Raw genomic sequence first — 22,353 nt, 5'->3', positions numbered from 1 at the left:
CCCTACGCCGCCTCGAGCAGACGGTCTTTGCTGATGGTCTCGCCGGCGAATTCGCGCACGACCTCGCCGCGCTTGAGAACGATGACGCGGTCGGCCAGCGACAGCACGGTTTCCGGCTCGGTCGAGAGCACGATCACGGCAATGCCCTGGTCGCGCAGTTGCCGCACGATTCCGATCACGTCGCTCTTGGCGCCGACATCCATGCCGCGGGTCGGCTCGCACAGCACGAGAAGTCGCGGCGGATGGCTGAGCCATTTCGCCAGCGCGACCTTCTGCTGGTTGCCGCCGGAGAGCAGGCCGAGGTCGATCTCGACATCGGCCGGTCGGATCTGCAATTGCTCGACTTGGCGCTTCGCCAGCGCGCGCTCGCGCGACGGCTTCAGCAGCACCGCGTTGATGCGGTCGAGGATGCTGATCGAGACGTTCTTGTAGACAGGCTCCTGCAGAAACAGCATGTCGCGTCGGCTCTCCGGCACGAAGGCGATGCCGGCGCGGCGGGCATCCGCCGTGCTCTTGAACCGGTTGCGCTCGCCCGAGATTCGCAGTTCGCCGGCATCGGGCGCGAGCTTGCCGAACAGGATCCGCGCCAGCTCGAGCTGGCCGCAGCCCATGAAGCCGTAGACGCCGAGCACCTCTCCGGCGCGCACCGCGAACGACACGCGCTTCAGATTGCGGGCCAGCGACAGGCCGTCGGCTTCGACCACTACGGGCTTGTCGAGCGGCGGCGCGGGCAGGGTGATGTCGTGGGTGTAGCTGTCTTCGAGCGCGTCGCGCCCCTTGCCGATCATCGCCTCGATCAGCGCCGCCTTGCTGGTGTCGGCGGCCCGCGTCTCCATGATCTTGCGGCCGTTGCGGAACACCGTGACCTCATCGGAGATCAGCAGGATGTCCTCGATGAAATGCGAGATGAAGATGATCCCGGTGCCCTGCTCGCGCAGCTTGCGCAAGGCGGCGAACAGCCGCTCGACTTCAGGCGGCGACAGCGCCGAGGTCGGCTCGTCCAGGATGATGATGCGGGCGCCGGAGAACAGCACGCGCGCGATCTCGATCAACTGCTGCACGCCGATCGGCAGATCGCCGAGCCGGCTCATCGGATCGGCGTCGATGCCGAGCTTCTTGAGTTGTTCGGCAGCCTCGCGCGCCATGCGGCGCCACTGCACGATGCCCAGTGCATTGGTCGGCTGGTTGCCGAGAAACACGTTCTCGGCCACCGTGAGATCCGGCGCGACGCTCAGTTCCTGATGCACCATGGCGATGCCGGCGGCGCGAGCGTCGCGGGTGGAGTTGAAATGCACCTCGCGGCCGTCGAGCAGGAAACGGCCGGAGAATCCGGTGTGCACGCCGGCGATGATCTTCATCAACGTGCTCTTGCCGGCGCCGTTCTCCCCGACGAGACCATGAATCTCGCCGGGACGAAGGGTGAAATCGACGCCGCGCAAGGCGGTGACGCCGCCGAACGACTTGGTGATGTCCTGCAATTCCAGCAGTGGTGGGCGGCTGTCCAGCATGGGAGGAGACTTCAGATCAGGAAGTGATCCTCCATCCATTGCATGCCCGGAGCATTGGCCTTGGTCACGACCGGACCGTCGGTGATCACATGCTTCGGAATGCCCTGGCCGCTCTTCTCGCCGGCCGTGACCGCGGCAACACCCGCGACGATCGCGCCGCCATGGATGCGGCAGGACGGATTGCGCACGGTCGCGAACATGCGGCCGTCGCTGACCGCCTGGATCGCCGGCGGCATGGCGTCGACGCCGCCGATCAGGATGTTGGTGCGGTTGCGGGCCTTCATGATGTTGTAGGCGGCCAGCGCCATGTCGTCATTGTGGAAGAACGCCGCATCGATCTGCGGATATTTCGTCAGATAGGTCTCCCACAGCCGCGCCGCCTTGGAGACGTCCCAGTCGGCCGGTTGCGTGTCGAGCACTTCGATGTTCGGGAATTGCTTGATCACCGAGTTGAAGCCCTTGGCGCGGCCCTGCGCGCCGGTGTGGCCGAGCGCGCCCTGCGTCATGATGATCTTGCCCTTGCCGCCCATCGCCGTTGCCAGCGCCTGCGTCACGGATGCGCCCATGAACTCGTTGTCGGGCGCCAGGAAGGAGTGGACGTTGATCTGATCGAGCGGGGCGATCAGCGTGTCCATGTCGATGACGGGGATGCCGGCGTCGATCATCTTCTGCACCGGCTGCGTCAGCGTGCCGATGCCGAACGCCTGGATCGCGACGAAGTCCCACTTCTGCGAGGCCATGTTGTCGATCGCCGCGCGCTGCTTCACCGCATCGAGCTGGCCGTCGAACCAGGTCACCTCGACATTGAGCAGCTTGCCCCACCATTCCGCCGCCTGCTTGCCCTGGGCGCACCAGGTCGCCTGCAGGCCGGCATTGGAGAACGCCGCCTTGAGCGGCTTTTCGGAGCGGCCCATCTCGGCGGCGAGCGCCGGATTGATGCCGAAGCCGGCGAGCAGGGCCGCCGCCGAGCCCGCGGCCGTGGCCGCCTGGAGAAGATCGCGCCTGGTCTTGACCGTTTTCTTGGACGTTTTGTCAGTGCCGGACATCCCGTGCTCCCTGTCCCATCGTTGTCTGGCGGCGTCATTGATTGCGCTACCAAGACCTGCACTGTTTCACAACCGAACTAATCACGCTACAGCCGGATGTTGTGCGCTGCATCGAGGGACTTCCGCGCTGCACGCGATGTCAGAAAACCGTGATGCGTTCGTGGTACGCGGCGCTGCGACGCCATCTTCGCGCAAGGCATTCTGGGAGATCAGCTTTGGCAACGACGCGCATTGCCGTCATCGGCGATATTCATCACGGCCAGGACACGCCGACGAAGCGCGGATCGATGGCGCTGCCGCTGCTCGAGCAATTTGTCGCAGAGGTCAACAGTGGGCGCTTCGATGCAGTCATCGATCTCGGCGACAGGATCTCGGACGAGGATCCGGAGCGGGATCGCCTGCTGCAGAGCGACGTCGCGATGTGCTTCGGAAAGCTCGTGCCGGTGCATCATCACGTCAGCGGCAATCACGATGTCGCCTTGCTCAGTCTCGCCGACAATGAAGCGATCCTGGATCGTCCGAGCGGATCGCGCGCTCTGACGGTTGGCGATATCAGGTGCGTGTTCTGGCAGCCCGACGTGGGGCTCACGCGGGAGCGTGGCTTTCGCCTGTCTGCGAGCGACCTCGAGGAGTTGGTTCGATTGCTTTGGCAGGATGATCGGCCGACCCTGCTCGTCAGTCACGTGCCGCTGTCTGGACATGCTCAGACCGGCAACTACTACTTCGAAGCCAATCCGGGACACGCCGCCTATGCCGAGACCGACGCAATCCGCGCGGCCATCGCGGAGGCGCCGTGCCCGATCGTTGCGCTCGCCGGACATGTTCACTGGAATACGCTGACGACGGTCGATGGCACGTCGCACCTGACCCTGCAGTCCCTGACTGAGACGTTCATCTCGGGCGCTCCGGCCGAGGCCGCCGGCATTCTGGACATCGAGGAGGGGCGGCTGCGCTGGACGGTGACCGGCCGCGAACCGCTGTCGGTGACACTGCCATGGCCGCAGACCAGGACACGGTGGCGTGCTCCGTTGGCGCGCTTCGCGGCGTCAGCGGTGGCCTGAGTTGATCGGGATGTTCAGGCAGCGTTCATGCGGCCCGCGATACCGTCGGATGAGAAGGGAAGTTCGCGGCAGCTGCAAAAAAATAGAGCAGGGCAGCGGGCCCTGCTCGGAAATTGTGTCGACCCTTTAAATATCCCGCAAGTTCAGATTTGATCTTGTTAAGCGGGGTGACGCTGCTTGTTGCGCGCCAGGGCTCCTCCCGAGACTTGGACCACCAGACTTCCGCAAGCGTTAGCCTGAGGCCCAAATTCGTAGACGATCTTTTTGCGTTTGTCATCCTTTTCGGCAACGATTGTTCAAATTTCGCGCAGACCACGAAATGATCGATAAGTCATTGCAATTCGCGGGATTTGTTTTCGGCTTTTCCCGTCATTGGTTCTAAAATACCGCTCGGTCCGGCGGTTCGCGAACGCCCGCGGCGTTGTTCTTAATCAACGACCGCCGGCCGAATGTCCCCGACTGTGCTCAGAGCGTCCTCGACTCATGGCGTCGGCTGGGGCACAAGATTCGGGTTCATTTGGCGGGCATTCATGCGGCAGCGGCTGCAAGCGTTTCTTCCGATCGTGCTGATCGCACTGGTGGTGCAGATCCTGGCGCCGATCGGTGGCGCCTGGGCATCCGTATCGGCCGCCTCCGATCCGCTGCGTGGCGTCGAGATCTGCCATAGCCAGCCGGATTCCGCACCTGCCGATGACGATTCGTCCAAGCGGGGATGCTCTTCTTGTGCCCTCTGCTGCTTGGTGCAGCCGGTCGCCCTCGATGATCCGGACCTGTCCGTCGTCGATGTTCCCGAGCAGGCCTCGCATGTCGTGGTCTGGCGGGCAATGGCGCCGCTTCTCCGCGCGGCCCGGGCCTGGTCGCTCGCGCAGGCAAGAGCGCCACCCGCAGCCTAGTGCGTCGGCCGCTCTGCGGCTTGTCCCCTCTCATTCGCAAAACCGCCTTGCCTGGTCTGCCCGGTCAGCCGTTGCCGGGTCGACCCGCGACAAGGCTTCAATCGCGCACCGCGACGACCCTCACAAAGGAATCCCCCATGACGTTCATCGGACGCTCCCTGCTTGCACTCGCTCTCCTGCTGGCCGCCTCGCCCGCCACCTCCGCCGCAGACATCAAGGCCGGTGACCTCGTGATCTCCCAGCCGTGGAGCCGCGCCACGCCGGGCGGCGCCAAGACGGGCGCCGGATATCTCACGATCCAGAACAAGGGCAGCGCGCCGGACCGCCTGGTCGCCGTGTCCGGCGAGATCGCCGGTCACATCGAGATTCACGAGATGGCGGTCACCAACGGTGTGATGACGATGCGCCCGCTGGAGAAGGGGCTGGAGATCGAGCCCGGCAAGACCGTGGCACTGGCGCCCGGCGGCTATCACTTGATGCTGATGGAGCTGAAGAGCCCGCTGAAGCAGGGCGACAAGCTGCCGGTGACGCTGGAGTTCGAGAAAGCCGGCAAGGTGGCCGTCACGCTCGAGGTGCAGCCCGTCGGCGCCAAGGCGCCGGGCGGCGAGGGCGGCAGCATGATGAAGCACGAGCACAAGATGTGATGTAACGCGTCTGCCTGGCGACAGGGGACATTCGATGGATCGGTGCGTCTTCAACGGCTCTGTCCCGGCGGGCTCGCTTGCGGGCCTGCCACTGCCTGACGCGCAGGCCGGGCAGGCGTTGCGTGCCGCTGATGGAACGCTCGGCCTGTCATGACATCCGGTAGTACGATCACGCCCTGCCGATGCAACGGCCGCGCCCGCCGCATGACGCGGCGCCGTTGGATGGCGCGCCTTCTGCCGGTGGCTCTGCTGGCGCTGATCATCCAGGTGCTGGCGCCGGTGGCGGCGTCCGCCATGACCGCGGCGGCGATCGCGTCCTTTGATCCACTGAATGGCGCCGTCATCTGCCATGCCGAGGCGGACGTGGTACCATCCGATCGCGATGCCGACCGCACAGTCTGCGGCCTCGATTGCGTGATGTGCTGCGTGCTCCACGCCGCCGCGGCGCTCGATGCGCCGCCGGCGCCGGCTCACGCGGCGCCGCTTCGGAGCATGGCACGCGTCGACTGGACCGCGCGTGAGCTCCGGCTTGTCCGTCTCGCCGCCTGGTCCCAGGCGCAACCCAGAGGACCTCCCTTTCTGACCTGAGCACCGACGTCGTCACCGGCACCGCCCAGCGCGGGCCGGCCCGTTCAGTTCAGGAAGACCGGCCGCATAGCCGGCATTGGGGAAGTCAAACATGTTTCGTCGTCATGCCCTCGCAGGCGCGAGCGTGATCGCCATGGCGCTGGTGCTGTTGCAGCCGGCCACGATCGCGCACGCCCAGGCCGAGCGAGAATTGCCATCCGTCACTGTCGACGCGCCGCGCGCGGCGGCACAGCGGACGGCGCGCAAGCCGGCCGGACAGGCCGCAGCCGTCCGCACCCGCGCGCCGAAGCCGGCGGCTGCATCCGTCGCCAACACGTCCGGGCAGGGCGTCGCCGCCTCCGACCGGGCCGCCGGCGCCGCACGCGACCAGCTTGGCCAGTCGCCCTCCGGCCAGACCGCGACCACGATCGACCGCAGCCGCTATGACGACCGGCCGGCGTTCACCGTGGGCGACATCCTGCGCGAAAGTCCAGGCGTCTCGCTCAAGCAGGGCAATGGTCCGCGCGACCTCGGCATCTCGATCCGCGGCTCCAATGCGCGCAACGGCTTCGGCATCCGCAACATCGCGCTGTTCGAGGACGGCTTTCCTGTCACGCAGCCCGACGGTCTGTCACGCAGCGACCTGATCGATCCCCATGCCTACGGCGCCGTCGACGTGATCCGCGGGCCGTCCTCGGCGCTCTACGGCAATTATGCGACCGGTGGCGCGATCAATTTCCGTACCCGTCCGGGCGGCAGCATCGACGGCGCGGAGATCGGCAGCGAGGGCGGCAGCTTCGGCTATCTCAGCAACTACATGACGTTCGGCAAGAAGGTCGGCAATTTCGAGGGCTCGCTGTTCACCAGCGACGTCCGCGGCAACGGCTATCTCGGCAACAGCTGGTTCAACACCCAGACCGTCAATTTCCTCGGGACGTTGAAGGTCACGCCGGACGATCGCTTCACGGTCAAGATCATCAACAACGAGCTCGAGACGCGGTTGCCGCTGCGCTACACGCTCAGCCAGTTTAATCAGAACCCCTATCAGCAAGGCTGCACGACCTATGCTACGATGGCGACCGGCTGCGCCTTCGTTTCGCTCAACAGGAACGGCTTCAATACGTCCAATGGGCCAGACCTAGAAACTGCGCTACAGGCCGGACTTGGCCGCAACGACCGCCGTACCATCGTCGGCGGGCGCTGGGAGCATGATTTCGACAACACCACGACGTGGCGCAACCAGTTCACGTTCGACGATCGCAACATCAGCCAGCCGACCGGATCGACCAGCGCGATTGGTGATTATCCCTCCTACAACTACATGAGCGACGTCACCAAGCGCGGTGAAATTTTCGGGCTGGAATCGACGACGTTCTTCGGCGCCTTCTACAACACGCTCACCGCGTCCGGCGATACGCGATTCGTCGTCCCCGGTGGCAACGCAGCGCTCGGACGGCTGTCGGCGAATACTTGGAGCGAGACGACCAACTATGGCTTGCGTGCGCGTGAAGAGCTCAAGCTGACGACAGCACTGACTGCCGTGGCCGGGCTTGGCTGGGAGCGCACGCATCTGCGCGGCGTGAACACGGCCTATACGTACACCGGAACGGCCCCCACCACGTCGGTGGGGATCACGACCGCTGACCGGCAGTTCGACAATCTCGCGCCCGAGTTGGCCTTGCTCTATCGCTTGAACAGCGACTGGTTGCTGCGGGCGCGCGTGGCCACCGGCTATGGTACGCCGCAGGCGTCCAACCTGTTCGTCCTGCCGACTGGGGATTTCGGCAACAATACTCAGCTCAAGTCCCAGACCAACCTCGGCTATGATGTCGGTTTCGACTGGACGCCTAATCGAGCGGTGACCCTGAGTGCAACCGGCTTCTATGAATTCTTTCGCAACGAGATCGTCACTCAGGCCGTCACGGGAGCGAAGAACACGTCCTACACGTTCAACGCTCCGCGTTCGGAGCACAAGGGTGTCGAATTGGCTGCGGACTGGCGGTTCCTGTCGGGGTGGCGTTTCACCGCCGCCTATACCTATCTGGACCAAACCTACACCGACTATACCGAGAACCTCGCCAGCGGATCGACGCTTTTCAGCTTCAACCGCGCCGGCAACAAGATCCCTGGCATCTCGCCGAACGAGCTGACGGCGCGGCTGGGCTATGATCACGACAGCGGGAGACTTGCCGGGCTCGGCGGTTTCGTCGAGCTCCAATGGAAGGACTCTTTCTATATGGACAACGGCAACCTGCAGAAGGCGCCCGGCTACGAGCTCGTCAACCTGAACGTTCACTACAAGACTGAGCTGGCTTCGGAGACGTTCAAGTCGCTGAACGTCTTCTTCGAGGTCCGCAACGTGTTCGACCGCACCTACATCGCGTCCGCGAACAATGTGCAGAACGCGATGATCTCAGGCGTACAGAGCGTGGCGAGCACCGGGACGATCTACGCCGGCTCGCCACGCGCGTTCCTGGCCGGCATGAAGGTGGCATTCCGATGAGGACCAGCATGACAGCAACGGTACGGCTCAAGAGTGCTCTGCTCGGAGTAGCGATAGGTCTGCTTTGTGCGCCGATCGCCCAAGCCCAGATGGCGCATCAGCACGGCTCGGACGCCGCCTGCGAGGGCACCGAGCTTCGGTGCGCCACCAAGGTGACCCCGTTCTTCGCCGGCGACGGCAAGCTCTGGCTGGCCTGGATGGCCGGCGGGCGGGTGTCGGTCGCAAGCTCGAGTGATGAGGGCCGCACGCTGTCCACGGCGGTGCCGGTTAACGACCAGCCGCTCAATCTCGATTGGGGACCGGATGCCCGTCCGAAGCTGGTGGTCGACGGCAAGGGCGGGATCGCGGTGGCGTTCTCGATCTTCCGCGACCAGGCCTTCAACGGGCAGGTGCTCACCACGCGGTCTGACGACGGCGGCAAGAGCTTCGCGCCTGTCCGTCCGGTCACGGCGAGCAACGAGAGCCAGCGTTTCGAGGCGCTGGCGCTCGACCAGGATGGGACCGCCTTCGTGGCCTGGCTCGACAAACGCAACCGGGTGCCGGCGAAGGCTGCGGGGCGTGCTTACGAGGGGGCCGCGTTGTTCTTCGCCTCGTCGCGCGATGGCGGTGCCACCTATGCCGAGGCGACGATGGCCCAGGACAATACCTGCGAATGCTGCCGGCTGGGCCTCGCGTTTGCGGGGCCGGGACGTCCGGTCGTGATCTTCCGCAACATCTTCGAGGGCAGCGTACGCGATCATGCGGTGGTGACCTTCAAGGACCTCGCCACGCCCGGCGATGTCTACCGGGTCAGTACCGACGATTGGCAGATCAAGGCCTGCCCGCACCAGGGACCGACCCTGACGGTCGGGCCCAGCGGTGCCTACCATGTCGCCTGGTTCACCAGTGGCAAGGTCCGCAAGGGTCTGTTCTATGCGCATTCGCGCGATGGCGGCCGGACCTTCTCTGACCCGATGCCGATCGGCCGCCCCGACCGTAACCCGACGCGGCCCTATCTGCTTGCGACGTCAGAGATGACCACTTTGGTGTGGAAGGAGTTCGACGGCGAGCAGACCACGGTCATGGTGATGCAGTCGCGCGACGATGGCGAGATCTGGTCGAAGCCGCGCGCCGTTGCCAGCACGAACAATGCGTCGGATCATCCGCTGCTGGTCGCACGCGGCAAGCAGATCTTTCTGTCCTGGATGACCAAGGCGGACGGCTATCGGTTGCAGGCGATTGGAGACGAGTCATGAAGCGCGCATTGGCTGCCCTTGCGATCTCAAGTCTCGTCGCCCTGACCGCGTCGAGCACCGCGGCTCCCCAGTCCCTGAAACCGTTCGAGCGTGGCAGCTGGCGCGAGGTTCTCAGGGCCCATGCGGGCCGACCGACGCTGATCCATTTCTGGGGCGTGACCTGCGGCCCCTGCAAGATCGAGCTGCCGCAACTCGGCAAGTTCATGGCGGATCATCCCGAGATCGACGTCGTCACCGTCAGCGCCGACCTGGTGCCTAACCTCCATGCTGCGACCGAGGCCATGCTGGACAAGGCCGGCCTTGCCGCCGCCGAGAACTTCATCTTCAGCGACGGCTTCGTCGAGCGGCTGCGGTACGAGATCGACCCCTCCTGGCAGGGCGACATTCCGCGCACGATGCTCGTGACCCGTGACGGCGTCGTGGAAACGATCGAGGGCAGCGCCGAGATCGGCGATCTCGACAAATGGTCTGCGGAACAGGCGCGGCGGCAATAGGGCGCTTGAGGTCGAGGACCCTGCCGGCCGCGGTCATCGCGGTCGGCAGGCGAGATGGCGCGGCGGCGTGTTCATCCACCGCATCAGCGCAACCAGTAAAATGATTGGGAATCCGGTCGCTTAGCCGCTTTTTCTCAAACCCAGTCTTGTGTTTTGCCGTCCGATCCGCTTTGACTGCGCCAGCCCGAACCGAATCCCGAAGGCTTGGCCCATGCGTCTGTCGCGGTTTTTCCTGCCCATTCTGAAAGAAAATCCGAAGGAAGCCGAGATCGTCTCGCACCGGTTGATGCTGCGCGCCGGCATGCTGCGGCAGGAGGCGGCCGGCATCTATGCTTGGCTGCCGCTGGGCTTCAAGGTTCTGAAGAAGATCGAGCAGATCGTCCGTGAGGAGCAGAACCGGGCCGGCGCACTGGAGCTGCTGATGCCGACGCTGCAGCTCGCTGACCTCTGGCGCGAGAGCGGCCGCTACGATGCCTACGGCCCGGAGATGCTGCGCATCGCCGATCGCCACAAGCGTGAGTTGCTGTATGGGCCGACCAACGAGGAAATGATCACGGAGATCTTCCGGGCCTACGTGAAGTCCTACCGCAATCTGCCGCTCAATCTCTATCATATCCAATGGAAATTCCGCGACGAGCAGCGTCCGCGCTTCGGCGTGATGCGGGGGCGCGAATTCCTGATGAAGGATGCCTATTCGTTCGATCTGGACGAAGCCGGCGCGCGCCGCGCGTACAACAAGATGTTCGTCGCCTACCTGCGCACCTTCGCGCGGATGGGCCTGAAGGGCATCCCGATGCGCGCCGAGACCGGCCCGATCGGCGGTGATCTCAGCCACGAGTTCATCGTGCTGGCCGAGACCGGCGAGTCCGGCGTGTATTGCGACCGCGACGTGCTCGATCTGCCGATCCCGCCGGCGTCCGTCGACTACGACGGGGACCTGACGCCGATCATCAAGGAGTGGACCTCGCTCTATGCCGCGACCGAGGACGTCCACGACGGTGCTCGTTTCGAGGCTGAGGTGCCGGCGGACCGCCGCGTCCATACCCGCGGCATCGAGGTCGGCCAGATCTTCTATTTCGGCACCAAATATTCCGAGCCGATGAAGGCCCTGGTCGCCGGCCCCGATGGAGCCGAGGTCACCATCCATGGCGGCTCCTATGGCGTCGGCGTGTCGCGCCTCGCCGGGGCCATCATCGAGGCCTGTCACGACGACGCAGGCATCAAATGGCCGGAGGAGGTGGCGCCGTTCCGGGCCGTCATCCTCAACCTGAAGCAGGGCGGCTCCGACACCGATGCCGCCTGCGAGCAGCTCTACCGCGATCTCCTCGCCAAGGGCGTCGACGTGCTCTATGACGACACCGAGCAGCGCGCTGGCGGCAAATTCGCGACCGCCGATCTGATCGGCATCCCCTGGCAGATCATGGTCGGCCCCAAGAGCCTCGCCGAGGGCAAGGTCGAGGTGAAGACTCGCAGCGACGGGGCGCGGCAGATGATGACGCCGGCCGACGTCGTCGCCCGGCTCGGCGCCGCGACAAGCGTGGGCTGAGTGGCTCGTTCGATCAGCGGATTATCCACCGGAGCAGGCGGCCCGCTGACGGCCAATCCGGCCACAATCGGCCCGAATCATGGGATGATCGCGCAATGGATGAAGCCATGACCGAACCCGTGCAGACCGCGCCTTTCGCGCCCTTCGAGTGGATGCTGTCGGGGCGCTACCTGCGTGCCCGGCGCCGGGAAGGCTTCATCTCCGTCATCGCCGGGTTCTCGTTCCTCGGCATCATGCTCGGCGTCGCGACCCTGATCATCGTGATGGCGGTCATGAACGGCTTCCGCAAGGAGCTGCTCGACAAGATCCTCGGTTTGAACGGCCACCTCCTGGTGCAGCCCCTGGAATCGCCGCTGACCGACTGGAAGGACGTCTCCGAGCGGATCTCGCAGGTGCAGGGCATCCGGCTCGCCGCTCCCGTGGTCGATGGCCAGGGTCTCGGCTCGTCCCCATTCAATGCGTCCGGCGTGTTCATCCGCGGCATCCGCTCGCAGGACCTGACGAACCTGACGTCGATCGCCAAGAACATCAAGCAGGGCACGCTCGAAGGCTTCGACGAGGGACAGGGCGTGGCGATCGGTCGCCGGCTCGCGGACCTGTTGTCGCTGCATGCCGGCGACAGCATCACCCTGGTCGCGCCCAAGGGTGCCGTGACGCCGATGGGCACCACGCCGCGGATCAAGCCCTACAAGGTGGCGGCGGTATTCGAGATCGGCATGTCGGAGTACGATTCCAGCTTCGTGTTCATGCCGCTGGCGGAGGCGCAGGCCTATTTCAACCGCAACAACGACGTCACCGCGATCGAGATCTTCACCAGCAATCCCGACAAGGTAGAGCAGTTCCGCAAGACGGTGACCGAGGCGGCCGGCCGGCCGGTGTTCCTGGTCGACTGGCGCCAGCGCAACTCCACCTTCTTCAACGCGCTCCAGGTCGAGCGCAACGTGATGTTCCTGATCCTGACCCTCATCGTGCTGGTCGCCGCGCTCAACATCGTCTCCGGCCTGATCATGCTGGTGAAGGACAAGGGCCAGGACATCGCCGTGCTCAGGACGATGGGCGCCTCGCAAGGCGCGATCATGCGCATCTTCCTGATCACCGGCGCCTCGATCGGCGTGGTCGGCACGCTCACCGGCTTCATCGTCGGATTGCTGATCTGCATGAACATCGAGACCATCCGGCTGTTTCTGTCGTGGCTGACCAACACCGATCTGTTCGATCCGACGCTGTACTTCCTGTCCAAGCTGCCGGCCGAGATCGACGCCGGCGAGACCAGCGCCGTGGTCATCATGGCCCTGACCCTGTCGTTTCTGGCCACGCTCTATCCTTCCTGGCGCGCCGCCCGATTAGACCCGGTCGAAGCGCTTCGCTACGAGTGAGGCGCTGATGGAAGAGCAGGGGGCCGAGGACGTCCCGGTCGTTTATCTTCACGAGATCAAACGCCGGTATATGCAGGGCGAGAAGCAGCTGACCATTCTGGACGGCGCCAAGCTGGCGCTGTGGGCTGGGCAGTCGGTGGCGCTGGTGGCGCCGTCGGGCTCCGGCAAGTCGACATTGCTGCACATCGCGGGCCTTCTGGAGAGCCCGGACGAGGGCGAAGTCTATGTCGCGGGGACGCCGACCTCGCAACTGACCGACATCGAGCGCACCCAGATGCGTCGCACCGACATCGGTTTCGTCTACCAGTCGCATCGCCTGCTGCCGGAGTTCACGGCGCTGGAGAACGTGATGCTGCCGCAGATGATCCGCGGCCTCAAGCGTTCGGAGACGGTGAAGCGGGCGAGCGAGATCCTGGCCTATCTCGGGCTCGGCGAGCGCATCAAGCATCGTCCCTCCGAGCTGTCCGGTGGCGAGCAGCAGCGCGTCGCGATCGCGCGCGCGGTCGCCAACGCCCCGCGCGCGCTGCTGGCCGACGAGCCGACCGGCAACCTCGATCCTGCCACGGCCGATCACGTCTTCCACGCCCTGATGCAACTGGTGAAGGCGACACGGGTTGCGATGCTGATCGCGACCCACAACATGGAGCTGGCCGGCCGCATGGATCGACGCGTCTCCATCGTCGGCGGCAAGGTGGTCGAGCTCGATTGAGCCCGGACGCAGTCACGGCCTGATCACCGTCATCTGGAATGGCTCGCGGTGTGCGGCGGCATGCGCGACGGCCTCGTTGGCGTGATCGAGGGCGAATGACGTCGACTCGAACTGCGCGAGGTCGAGCAGCCCAGCCCTGATCAGACTGACCATTTTGCCCGTCGCGCTCGGCGGGTACATCCAGACGCCGTGGATCGTGATGCAGTCGCGCATGATCCAGGGATAGGGCAAGTCGAGCCCGGGACCGCCCAGCATCCCGACGCCTCCCATCAGCGCCACGCGTCCGTAGGGACGCACGGTCATCACGGCGGACCGCACGACGTCGGTCGTGACCGACGGCGGCATGATGTCGAGCACGCAGTCGATCGGGCCGGGTGCCGCGCGCTTCATGCTGATGGTGTCCTCGCTCTCGTTGCCCGACAGCTTGACCGGATGAACGCGGGATCCGAACCTGCGCCGGAGCTCGGCCAGCATCGCCTCGTTGCGGCCGGGCGCGACCACCGCAGCGGCGCCCATGGCGAGCGCCACCGCGACCGCGGCGCTGCCGAACCTGCCGGTCGCGCCGCTGATCAGCACGGTCTCGCCAGCCTGCAGATTGGCGGCGAGAAAGCCGCCATAGGGCACGAGCAGGGTGCCGAGCGCGCACCATTGCGCGGCGTCGCGTGCGTCGATGGCGCCGATCGGCTTGGCGTTCTCCGTCGGCACCCGCATGCGCTCGGCAAACGAGCCGTGCCGGAAATGCTGTTGCAGCTTCAAGCCGCCCGGTCCCCGCGCGCTCAGGCCCTGCAAGGTGATGTCGGGCGCGACGACGTCGTCACGCGAGCGCACGGTCGGATCGCAGTACACCCAGTCGCCGATCGCAAGATGCGTCGCGTCGGGGCCGATGGCGCTGACCCGTCCGATGCCTCCCGTCCCCGGGATGACCGGCAATTCCAGCAGGTACTTCCGCTCGCCGCTGAACACCTCGTTCGCGTAGAACAGCACGCCGGCTGCAACGATATCGACGATGACCTCGCCGGTGCCCAGCACGGGGTCATCGACCTGTTCGATCTCCAGCGGCGATCCAAAGCGTTTCAGCACGGCTGCCTTCATGATCATTCTCCATTCAAGAGTCGCGACAACCGAGCCTGCCCGTCTATGCTGCGCCCGGGAAGGCCTGGTATTATCCTAGGATTGTAGGACCTAGCCTGCGGCATCGCTTTCGGCGGGAACGAGACCATGAGTGATCCAAGACATGCGGAGCTCGGAAACTTTCTGCGCTCCCGGCGCGAGAAGCTGACACCGCAGGCGGTCGGGCTCGCGTCCGGGCGGCGGCGTCGCACCGCAGGGCTGCGACGCGAGGAGGTGGCGGAGCTCGCCGGCATCGGCGTCGATTGGTACATCCGTATTGAGCAGGGCCGCGCGGTGAAGCCCTCATCGTCGACCATCGACGCGCTGGCGCGCGCGCTGCGCCTGTCACGCGCGGAGCATGCGCATCTCAGGGCGCTGGCGCGGGAGTCCGCGCGCAAACCTTTCGTCCGCGAGGAGGTGCCGGTCCGCCTTCGCGAGCTCGTGCAAAGTCTGAACCAGCCGGCCTATATCTCGGGACGACGATGGGACGTGCTGGCCTGGAACGCTGCGGCGGACGAGATATTCGGCTTCTCACAGCTCGCTGACGAGGAGCGCAACACGCTGCTGCTGATGCTGTGCACGCCGGGCGTACGCCGCCTGTTCGGCGCGCAATGGAAGGACCTGGCAAGACGCATGGTCGCGCAGTTTCGCGCGACATATGATTTGTGGGCGGGCGATCCTGCCTTCCTGGATCTGATCGCGCACCTGCGGCACGGCAGTCGCGAGTTCGATGAATTCTGGGCGGCTCACGACATCAATGCGCTTGCTGCGGGCGAGAAGCTGCTCGAGCATCCGAAGAAGGGGCGCGTGAGGCTGCGCTATGCGACGTTCCAGGCCAATGACGATCCCGCGCTGAAGCTTGCGATCTACTACACGTTTGCGTCACCGCCGCTGCGATGAACGTCGCGACCGGCGGCGCCTGCAACCCGTTGCAGGCGGATGGCGATCATACAATCGTCCGTTTTGCGCATGATGATGCTAGGCATTCGCAAGATACGTCGTGACGCCCGAAAGAATTCACGACTGAGACGCGACAGGGTTCATTCCGTGACCGGGAGTTTCTCCGTCACGATTTTGACGCCGCTCTCATTGTGGCGGACCATGGACGTAGGTCACGACTCCTCCACATAGCTTATTAGTTGTTTGTTCATGAAGCGACCAAGCCATTGGAATGGCGGTGCTTGCGCCAAATCCCATAAAAGCCGGAAAGAAACATTCCAATCTGCCCAACAGATGATGTCGACGGAGCGGATGCAGGGGCATGGGCGCTACGCCGCGCTGCATGTTTTGCGACGGAATAGAGGGCTTGGGGACCTTGGGACAGAAGCTACGGAGTTCGATGATGAAAACGCTTTTCGGCGCAATGGTGGGGCTCGGCGCAATCGCCGTGGCGACGTCTGCTTTCGCGGCTGATCTTCCAGTGAAGAAGGGTCCCTACACCAAGGCTCCACAGGCCGTCATGGCCACGGTGTATGATTGGAGCGGCTTCTACATCGGCTTCAACGCCGGCGGCGGCTCCAGCCGCGACTGCTGGAACCTCGTTTCGAACGCAGGTGTTGCGGTCAACCCGGCGGCGAATCGCGAGGGCTGCTCCGGCGGCGGCGGCGCGGCGGTCGGCGGCCAGGTCGGATATCGCTACCAGATGGCGAACTGGGTGTTCGGCGTCGAGGCGCAGGGCGACTGGGCCAACTTCAAGGGCACGAACCGCAACCTGATTCTTCCCAATGTCAGCGACCGTTCACGCACCAACGGCTTCGGCCTGTTCACCGGCCAGGTCGGCTACGCCTTCGACAACATTCTCGGCTACGTCAAAGGCGGCGCCGCGGTCGTCGGCGATCGCTACGACACCTTCACCACCGGCACCAACGTGATGCTCGATCGCGCCAATACGACGCGTTGGGGCGGCACGATCGGTGCGGGTATCGAATACGGCTTCGCGCCGAACTGGTCGGTCGGCGTCGAGTACGACCACATCTTTCTCGGCAACAAGAACCTGAACTTCGTTGCCGCCGCGGGCCAGCCCGCGATGACCCACCGCATCAAGCAGGACGTCGACATCGGCCTCGTGAAGCTGAACTACAAGTTCGGCCCGGGCTTCGGAATGATGCGCTGACGCAGGCGTCGGTCGCTGCCGAAAGCGGATCGCCGAGGCCACGGCCCCGGCGATCAAATCAACAGGAGAAGTCGGCCTGGTCGGCGCCGCGCGCCGACGATGCGCCGCTCAATCCTCTTCGAACACGAAGGGATTGGGGAAGGGGGCGTAGGGATTCGGCGCCGGCGGCCGCGGCTTGATGCGCTGCCGGTGCGGATAGGGATAGGGCGTCGCGCGCGGATCATTGCTGACGCCGGCGAAATAAGGATTGGCGATGCAGGTCAGCAGGCGGCCCGAGGCCGTCGCCTGACACTGCGCGTAAGTGTCGAAGGTGCAGTTGCTGAGTCCCGGGTGCTGGTCGCCCTGCAGGCAGAACGCATGCCTGACGCCGACGGCGTGCGCCGGCGCATGGGTCGCGACCACGAGGCCGGCTGCAGCCAGGGCTGCAAAGAACACGTCACGCATCAACGATCTCCCTTCATCTCGTGATGACAGCATTTGCGCAGCGTGGCGAGGCGGCGCGGATGTCGCTTCGTGTGTAGTCGGTCGGTCTCCGATTGCAAGTTGGAATGTTCCATCAACACACTGTGATTGCAGATTAATTTCCGGACATGTCCAGGGCTCGTTCAGAAGCGCGCTGTGACCACGACGCTACAGCAATTGTGGCCCGGATGGTTAAGACGTGCGGCTGGCCTGGGGGCCAAATGAGACGAGACTGGACCTGTGATGAAGAAACTTGTGTTGATGACGACGGCGATCGTGGTGCTGGCCTCGCCGGCGCTGGCCGCGGATCTCGCTGCGCGTCCCTACACGAAGGCACCGCCGCCGGTGATGGCCGCGATCTATGACTGGAGCGGCTTCTACATCGGTGTGAACGGCGGCGGCGGCTGGACCCACAACACCTGGGATCTGGTGGGTGGCGGCCGCGAGGGCTCGCACGATTCGTCCGGCGGCACCGTCGGTGGCCAGGTCGGCTATCGCTGGCAGATGGGCCAGCTGGTGTTCGGCGTGGAAGCGCAGGGCAACTGGGCCGATTTCTCCGGCGACAATGTGAGCGCCCTGTTCGGCACCCGCAACCGCACCAAGACCGATGCGTTCGGTCTGTTCACCGGCCAGGTCGGCTACGCCTGGAACAACGTGCTGCTCTACGCCAAGGGCGGTGCGGCTGTGACCAGCAACACCTACACGATCACGAATGCTGCCACGGGCGGCTTCCTCGCCTCCAACGACAACACGCGCTGGGGCGGCGTGGTCGGCGCCGGCCTGGAATACGGCTTTGCTCCGAACTGGTCGCTGGGTGTCGAGTACGACCATCTGTTCATGGATCGTCAGACCGTGAGCTTCGGTGCGCTCGGCTCCGACAGCATCAAGCAGGACGCCGACATCTTCACCGCCCGCCTGAACTATCGCTTCGGCGGCCCGGTGGCGACAAGGTACTGATTCGCTCCGGCAGCGATGGATCGAAGGCCCCGGCGTTGTTCGCGCCGGGGCCTTTTTCGTAGCGTCAGCCGACAGATTAACCACGCGCCGCGGCGGCGGGGCGCGCTCCTCGTCAGCGTGCTTGACCTGAGAACGAAAAAGGAACATTGTTCTTCATATGTTCTAGCTCAGGGAGGTCCCCATGCTGAAGGTTTTCGTTGAAGAAGCCGCCGCACTGGCGTCCATCACGCTGTTCGTCGGGATGATCGCGCTGTGGGCGCAAATCATTCCGCAGCTTTGATTTTTTGCGGGCGCGACTGGGGAAAAGCCGGACAGCGGTCCAGGTGGCCGGACTCCGCGGCGGCTGATCCGATATCATGAGCGGGCGAGTCGGTCGGGCTCTCGGGCGATGGCGATAGCCATGTCTCTCTGCTGGCCGGTGACTCTGCTTTCGGAAGCCCCTAGGAAGTTGCAAGGCGAGCATGTCCAGCGCCGGATTCGTCCATCTTCACGTCCATTCCGCCTATTCGCTGCTGAAGGGCTCGATCAAGATCGCCAAGCTCGGCGAGCTCGCCAAGGCCGACCGCCAGCCCGCGCTGGCGCTGACTGACACCGACAACATGTTCGGTGGCCTGGAATTCTCCGACAAGATGGCGGGCTATGGCATCCAGCCGATCGTCGGTTGCGAGCTCGCGATCGACTTCGGCGACATGGACCCGAATGCGCGCAATGCGGCTGCGGTCGCACAGCCCGCGCGGATCGTCCTGCTGGCCGCGAAGGAGGAGGGCTATCGCCATCTGATGCGGCTGAACTCGCGCGCCTTCCTGGAGACGCCGACGCATCAGGCGCCGCACATCAAGTTCGACTGGTTGACCGAAGGCGTCGATGGGGTGATCGCGCTGACGGGTGGTCCCGATGGACCGATCTCGCTCGCGATCCAGCACGACATGGCCGCGCTGGCGGCGCAGCGCTGCGAGCGCCTGGCGACCATGTTCGGCGACCGTCTCTACATCGAGCTGCAGCGCCACGGTGTCGAGCGCGAGCGCCGCGTCGAGGGTGGGCTAATCGACATCGCGTATGAAAAAGGGCTGCCGCTGGTTGCGACCAACGAGCCGTATTTCGCGACCGCCGACGACTACGAGGCGCATGACGCGCTGCTGTGCATCGCCGGCGGCCATCTCATCGCCGACACCGAGCGCGTGCAGCTGACGCCCGACCACCGATTCAAGACCCGCGCCGAGATGGCGGTGCTGTTCGCCGACATTCCCGAGGCGCTCGCCTCGACGGTGGAGATCGCCGAGCGCTGCTCGTACCGGCCGCGCACGCGCAAGCCGATCCTGCCGTTTTTCACCGTCGGCGCCGGCTCGGGCGCCGATGCCGTGGACGCGGCCAGCGCCGAGGCCGCCGAGCTGAAGCGGCAGGCGGAGGAGGGCCTGGAGCGGCGTCTCAAGGTGCACGGCATGGCGCCGGGCATGACCGAGGAGGACTATCAGAAGCGGCTCGCCTTCGAGCTCGACGTCATCATGCGCATGAAGTACGCGGGCTACTTCCTGATCGTGTCGGACTTCATCAAATGGGCCAAGGCGCACGGCATCCCCGTCGGCCCGGGCCGCGGCTCCGGCGCCGGCTCGCTGGTCGCCTGGGTGCTGACCATCACCGACCTCGATCCGATGCGCTTCGCGCTGCTGTTCGAGCGCTTCCTCAATCCCGAGCGCGTGTCGATGCCGGACTTCGACATCGACTTCTGCCAGGACCGCCGCGGCGAGGTGATCTCCTACGTGCAGCAGCGCTACGGCCGCGACCAGGTGGCGCAGATCATCACCTTCGGTACGTTGCAGGCGCGCGGCGTGCTGCGCGACGTCGGCCGCGTGCTGCAGATGCCCTATGGCCAGGTCGACAAGCTGACCAAGCTGGTGCCGCAGAACCCGGCCGCGCCGGTCACGCTCGCCGCCGCCATCGAGGGCGAGCCGAAGCTGCAGGCGTTCCGCGACGAGGATCCCGTCGTGGCGCGCGCCTTCGACATCGCGATGCGCCTCGAAGGTTTGACGCGTCACGCCTCGACCCACGCGGCGGGCATCGTCATCGGCGACCGGCCGCTCAGCGAGCTGGTGCCGATGTATCGCGATCCGAAATCGGACATGCCGGTCACCCAGTTCAACATGAAATGGGTCGAGCCGGCCGGTCTCGTGAAGTTCGACTTCCTCGGCCTCAAGACGCTGACCGTGCTCGACGTCGCGGTGAAGCTGTTGAAGCAGCGCGACATTCATGTCGATCTCGCGACCCTGCCGATCGACGACGCGCCGAGCTACCAGATGCTGGCGCGCGGCGATGTGGTCGGCGTGTTCCAGGTTGAAAGCCAGGGCATGCGTCGGGCGCTGATCGACATGCGCCCGGACCGGTTCGAGGACATCATCGCGCTGGTGGCGCTGTATCGTCCCGGCCCGATGGCCAACATCCCGACCTACTGCGCCCGCAAGCACGGTGAGGAGGAGCCGGAATATCTGCACCCGATCCTGGAGCCGATCCTCAAGGAGACCTTCGGCGTCATCATCTACCAGGAGCAGGTGATGCAGGTCGCGCAGCAGATGTCCGGCTATTCGCTCGGCGAAGCCGACCTACTGCGCCGCGCCATGGGCAAGAAGATCCGCGCCGAGATGGACAAGCAGCGCGTCCGCTTCGTCGAGGGCGCCGTCAAGAACGGCGTGCCGAAGGACCAGGCCGACACCATCTTCGACCTGCTCGCCAAGTTCGCCGACTACGGCTTCAACAAGTCGCACGCCGCCGCTTACGCGCTGGTGTCCTACCACACCGCCTACATGAAGGCGCATTATCCGGTGGAGTTCATCGCGGCGTCGATGACGCTCGATCTCAACAACACCGACAAGCTGTCGGAATTTCGCGCCGAGGCGCAGCGCCTGGGGATCAAGGTCGAGCCGCCGTCGATCAACCGCTCGGGTCCCACCTTCGAGGTCAGCGGCAACACCATCTTCTACGCGCTCGCCGCCTTGAAGGGCGTCGGTCCGCAGGCGATCGAGATGATCGTCGAAGCTCGCAACAAGGGCGGGCCGTTCACGTCGCTCGCGGACTTCGCGAGCCGCGTCAGTCCGCGCGCGATCAACAAGCGCATCGTCGAGACGCTGGCCGCCGCAGGTGCGTTCGACGGGCTCGACAAGAACCGCGCGCGCGTGTTCGCCGGCGCCGATGCGATCGTCGCCGCCTGTCAGCGTGCCAACGAGGCCGCGACATCGGGCCAGAACGACATGTTCGGCAATGCGGCCGATGCGCCCGCGATCATCCTGCCGAACATCGAGAACTGGCTGCCCGCCGAACGCCTGCGGCGCGAGTACGACGCGATCGGTTTCTTCCTGTCGGGCCATCCGCTCGACGACTACGCGGCAGCATTGAAGCGGTTGCGGGTGCAGAGCTGGGCCGAGTTCTCCCGCGCGGTGAAAACCGGCGCGACCGCCGGCAAGGTCGCCGCCACCGTGGTGTCGCGCATGGAGCGGCGCACCAAGACCGGCAACAAGATGGGCATCATGGGCCTGTCGGACCCAACCGGTCATTTCGAGGCGGTGCTGTTCTCGGAAGGCCTTGCACAATATCGCGACGTGCTCGAGCCCGGCGCGGCGGTGCTGCTGCAGCTCGGCGCCGAGCTGCAGGGCGAGGATGTCCGCGCGCGCGTGCTGCATGCCGAGCCGCTCGACGATGCCGCCGCCAAGACGCAGCGCGGCCTGCGCATCTTCCTGCGCGACACCAAGCCGCTCGATTCCATCGTCAAGCGTCTGCAGGGGCCGGAGGGTGCCGCGGCGAATGGCAATGGAGGGCTTGCCAAGGGCGCTGCTGCGCCGCCGTTGGCGCCTCGGGCAGCCGCGGGCGAGGGCGAGGTCTCGCTGGTGATGATGCTCGACCTGGAGACCGAGGTGGAGATGAAGCTGCCCGGCCGCTTCAAGGTTTCGCCACAAATTGCTGGCGCCATCAAGGCGGTGACCGGCGTGGTGGACGTGCAGCAGCTGTGATCGTCAGCGGATGTTTCCGATGATGCGGCCCTGGCTCGGCTGCTGATCGGGCCGGAGCGACGGCGGGGGGAACAAAAAGCTGCGCGTAGGACTGTACGGACGTGCCTCCGTTCAACCGCGGTTCAGCCATCCTC

Annotated in this window: 18 protein-coding genes; 14 read left to right on the top strand and 4 right to left on the bottom strand. The window is 65.2% G+C overall.

Annotated features, from left to right (window positions below):
• Window positions 1-2 precede the first annotated feature (2 nt).
• Together QXZ94_RS11050 and QXZ94_RS11045 are read right to left on the bottom strand one after the other, a co-directional pair.
• On the bottom strand, window positions 3-1,508 hold the full coding sequence (locus QXZ94_RS11050) for a sugar ABC transporter ATP-binding protein (RefSeq protein ID WP_315720429.1): 1,506 nt from the start codon (window positions 1,506-1,508) through the stop codon (window positions 3-5).
• Between the two features lie 11 nt (window positions 1,509-1,519).
• Window positions 1,520-2,554 (bottom strand): sugar ABC transporter substrate-binding protein, encoded by a 1,035-nt coding sequence (locus QXZ94_RS11045; RefSeq protein WP_172109586.1) that lies wholly within the window; start codon window positions 2,552-2,554, stop codon window positions 1,520-1,522.
• 215 nt (window positions 2,555-2,769) lie between these two features.
• Here QXZ94_RS11045 and QXZ94_RS11040 point away from each other — a divergent pair, with 215 nt between their 5' ends.
• The 10 genes from QXZ94_RS11040 to QXZ94_RS10995 all read left to right on the top strand — a co-directional run bounded on the left by QXZ94_RS11040 (window position 2,770) and on the right by QXZ94_RS10995 (window position 13,582).
• Window positions 2,770-3,615 carry a metallophosphoesterase family protein gene (locus QXZ94_RS11040; RefSeq protein WP_315720428.1) on the top strand — a complete coding sequence of 282 codons (846 nt, stop codon included), beginning with the start codon at window positions 2,770-2,772 and terminating at the stop codon, window positions 3,613-3,615.
• Between the two features lie 530 nt (window positions 3,616-4,145).
• Entirely contained in the window at window positions 4,146-4,508 is a 363-nt protein-coding gene (locus QXZ94_RS11035; protein WP_315720427.1) for a DUF2946 family protein, read from the top strand.
• Between the two features lie 137 nt (window positions 4,509-4,645).
• The gene (locus QXZ94_RS11030) at window positions 4,646-5,152 is read left to right on the top strand and encodes a copper chaperone PCu(A)C (protein ID WP_315720426.1); all 507 of its coding nucleotides are present in this window, start codon (window positions 4,646-4,648) and stop codon (window positions 5,150-5,152) included.
• Window positions 5,153-5,374: 222 nt separating this feature from the next.
• Window positions 5,375-5,740, top strand: a complete 366-nt coding sequence (locus QXZ94_RS11025; RefSeq protein WP_315720425.1) for a DUF2946 family protein — start codon at window positions 5,375-5,377, stop codon at window positions 5,738-5,740.
• 91 nt (window positions 5,741-5,831) lie between these two features.
• Window positions 5,832-8,222 carry a TonB-dependent receptor family protein gene (locus QXZ94_RS11020; RefSeq protein ID WP_315720424.1) on the top strand — a complete coding sequence of 797 codons (2,391 nt, stop codon included), beginning with the start codon at window positions 5,832-5,834 and terminating at the stop codon, window positions 8,220-8,222.
• 8 nt (window positions 8,223-8,230) lie between these two features.
• Window positions 8,231-9,457 carry a sialidase family protein gene (locus QXZ94_RS11015; RefSeq protein WP_315720423.1) on the top strand — a complete coding sequence of 409 codons (1,227 nt, stop codon included), beginning with the start codon at window positions 8,231-8,233 and terminating at the stop codon, window positions 9,455-9,457.
• Complete coding sequence (locus QXZ94_RS11010) at window positions 9,454-9,951, top strand: TlpA family protein disulfide reductase (protein ID WP_172109578.1); 498 nt, start codon at window positions 9,454-9,456, stop codon at window positions 9,949-9,951. The genes QXZ94_RS11015 and QXZ94_RS11010 overlap by 4 nt, the downstream gene beginning before the upstream one ends.
• Window positions 9,952-10,162: 211 nt before the next feature.
• Window positions 10,163-11,497, top strand: a complete 1,335-nt coding sequence (proS, locus tag QXZ94_RS11005; RefSeq protein WP_315720422.1) for a proline--tRNA ligase — start codon at window positions 10,163-10,165, stop codon at window positions 11,495-11,497.
• Window positions 11,498-11,592: 95 nt separating this feature from the next.
• On the top strand, window positions 11,593-12,873 hold the full coding sequence (locus tag QXZ94_RS11000; RefSeq protein WP_172109576.1) for a lipoprotein-releasing ABC transporter permease subunit: 1,281 nt from the start codon (window positions 11,593-11,595) through the stop codon (window positions 12,871-12,873).
• A 7-nt stretch (window positions 12,874-12,880) separates the two neighbouring features.
• On the top strand, window positions 12,881-13,582 hold the full coding sequence (locus QXZ94_RS10995) for an ABC transporter ATP-binding protein (protein ID WP_172109575.1): 702 nt from the start codon (window positions 12,881-12,883) through the stop codon (window positions 13,580-13,582).
• 12 nt (window positions 13,583-13,594) lie between these two features.
• Here the strand turns inward: QXZ94_RS10995 and QXZ94_RS10990 are convergent, their stop codons facing one another.
• Window positions 13,595-14,674: a zinc-binding alcohol dehydrogenase family protein gene (locus tag QXZ94_RS10990; RefSeq protein WP_315720421.1), complete on the bottom strand. Its 1,080-nt coding sequence runs from the start codon at window positions 14,672-14,674 to the stop codon at window positions 13,595-13,597.
• 126 nt (window positions 14,675-14,800) lie between these two features.
• Here QXZ94_RS10990 and QXZ94_RS10985 point away from each other — a divergent pair, with 126 nt between their 5' ends.
• Together QXZ94_RS10985 and QXZ94_RS10980 are read left to right on the top strand one after the other, a co-directional pair.
• A complete protein-coding gene (locus QXZ94_RS10985; RefSeq protein WP_315720420.1) occupies window positions 14,801-15,592 on the top strand; it encodes a helix-turn-helix transcriptional regulator in 792 nt (263 codons plus the stop codon).
• A 439-nt stretch (window positions 15,593-16,031) separates the two neighbouring features.
• Window positions 16,032-16,805, top strand: a complete 774-nt coding sequence (locus QXZ94_RS10980) for an outer membrane protein (RefSeq protein ID WP_172132651.1) — start codon at window positions 16,032-16,034, stop codon at window positions 16,803-16,805.
• 108 nt (window positions 16,806-16,913) lie between these two features.
• Here QXZ94_RS10980 and QXZ94_RS10975 read toward each other — a convergent pair whose 3' ends face one another.
• On the bottom strand, window positions 16,914-17,249 hold the full coding sequence (locus tag QXZ94_RS10975; RefSeq protein WP_172109571.1) for a DUF3551 domain-containing protein: 336 nt from the start codon (window positions 17,247-17,249) through the stop codon (window positions 16,914-16,916).
• A gap of 261 nt (window positions 17,250-17,510) precedes the next feature.
• Between QXZ94_RS10975 and QXZ94_RS10970 the strand changes: the two genes are divergently transcribed.
• Both QXZ94_RS10970 and dnaE read left to right on the top strand, forming a co-directional pair.
• Complete coding sequence (locus tag QXZ94_RS10970) at window positions 17,511-18,224, top strand: outer membrane protein (protein ID WP_172185660.1); 714 nt, start codon at window positions 17,511-17,513, stop codon at window positions 18,222-18,224.
• 461 nt (window positions 18,225-18,685) lie between these two features.
• A complete protein-coding gene (gene dnaE / locus QXZ94_RS10965) occupies window positions 18,686-22,219 on the top strand; it encodes a DNA polymerase III subunit alpha (protein ID WP_315720419.1) in 3,534 nt (1,177 codons plus the stop codon).
• The last annotated feature ends 134 nt before the right edge of the window (window positions 22,220-22,353 follow it).

The sequence above is a fragment of the Bradyrhizobium sp. SZCCHNS2022 genome (genome assembly GCF_032377575.1).
In the GTDB taxonomy this organism is placed as follows: domain Bacteria; phylum Pseudomonadota; class Alphaproteobacteria; order Rhizobiales; family Xanthobacteraceae; genus Bradyrhizobium; species Bradyrhizobium aeschynomenes.
Note: the sequence above shows the minus strand (reverse complement) of the source record. Positions and strands in the feature narration are given on the sequence as shown.

Bases quoted from the DNA above. Each gene is read 5' to 3' on its own strand.
- QXZ94_RS11050 (WP_315720429.1), bottom strand. From the start codon at position 1,508: ATGCTGGACAGCCGCCCACCACTGCTGGAATTGCAGGACATCACCAAG.
- QXZ94_RS11045 (WP_172109586.1), bottom strand. From the start codon at position 2,554: ATGTCCGGCACTGACAAAACGTCCAAGAAAACGGTCAAGACCAGGCGC.
- QXZ94_RS11035 (WP_315720427.1), top strand. From the start codon at position 4,146: ATGCGGCAGCGGCTGCAAGCGTTTCTTCCGATCGTGCTGATCGCACTG.
- QXZ94_RS11030 (WP_315720426.1), top strand. From the start codon at position 4,646: ATGACGTTCATCGGACGCTCCCTGCTTGCACTCGCTCTCCTGCTGGCC.
- QXZ94_RS11025 (WP_315720425.1), top strand. From the start codon at position 5,375: ATGGCGCGCCTTCTGCCGGTGGCTCTGCTGGCGCTGATCATCCAGGTG.
- QXZ94_RS11020 (WP_315720424.1), top strand. From the start codon at position 5,832: ATGTTTCGTCGTCATGCCCTCGCAGGCGCGAGCGTGATCGCCATGGCG.
- QXZ94_RS11015 (WP_315720423.1), top strand. From the start codon at position 8,231: ATGACAGCAACGGTACGGCTCAAGAGTGCTCTGCTCGGAGTAGCGATA.
- QXZ94_RS11010 (WP_172109578.1), top strand. From the start codon at position 9,454: ATGAAGCGCGCATTGGCTGCCCTTGCGATCTCAAGTCTCGTCGCCCTG.
- proS (WP_315720422.1), top strand. From the start codon at position 10,163: ATGCGTCTGTCGCGGTTTTTCCTGCCCATTCTGAAAGAAAATCCGAAG.
- QXZ94_RS11000 (WP_172109576.1), top strand. From the start codon at position 11,593: ATGGATGAAGCCATGACCGAACCCGTGCAGACCGCGCCTTTCGCGCCC.
- QXZ94_RS10995 (WP_172109575.1), top strand. From the start codon at position 12,881: ATGGAAGAGCAGGGGGCCGAGGACGTCCCGGTCGTTTATCTTCACGAG.
- QXZ94_RS10990 (WP_315720421.1), bottom strand. From the start codon at position 14,674: ATGAAGGCAGCCGTGCTGAAACGCTTTGGATCGCCGCTGGAGATCGAA.
- QXZ94_RS10985 (WP_315720420.1), top strand. From the start codon at position 14,801: ATGAGTGATCCAAGACATGCGGAGCTCGGAAACTTTCTGCGCTCCCGG.
- QXZ94_RS10980 (WP_172132651.1), top strand. From the start codon at position 16,032: ATGATGAAAACGCTTTTCGGCGCAATGGTGGGGCTCGGCGCAATCGCC.
- QXZ94_RS10975 (WP_172109571.1), bottom strand. From the start codon at position 17,249: ATGCGTGACGTGTTCTTTGCAGCCCTGGCTGCAGCCGGCCTCGTGGTC.
- QXZ94_RS10970 (WP_172185660.1), top strand. From the start codon at position 17,511: ATGAAGAAACTTGTGTTGATGACGACGGCGATCGTGGTGCTGGCCTCG.
- dnaE (WP_315720419.1), top strand. From the start codon at position 18,686: ATGTCCAGCGCCGGATTCGTCCATCTTCACGTCCATTCCGCCTATTCG.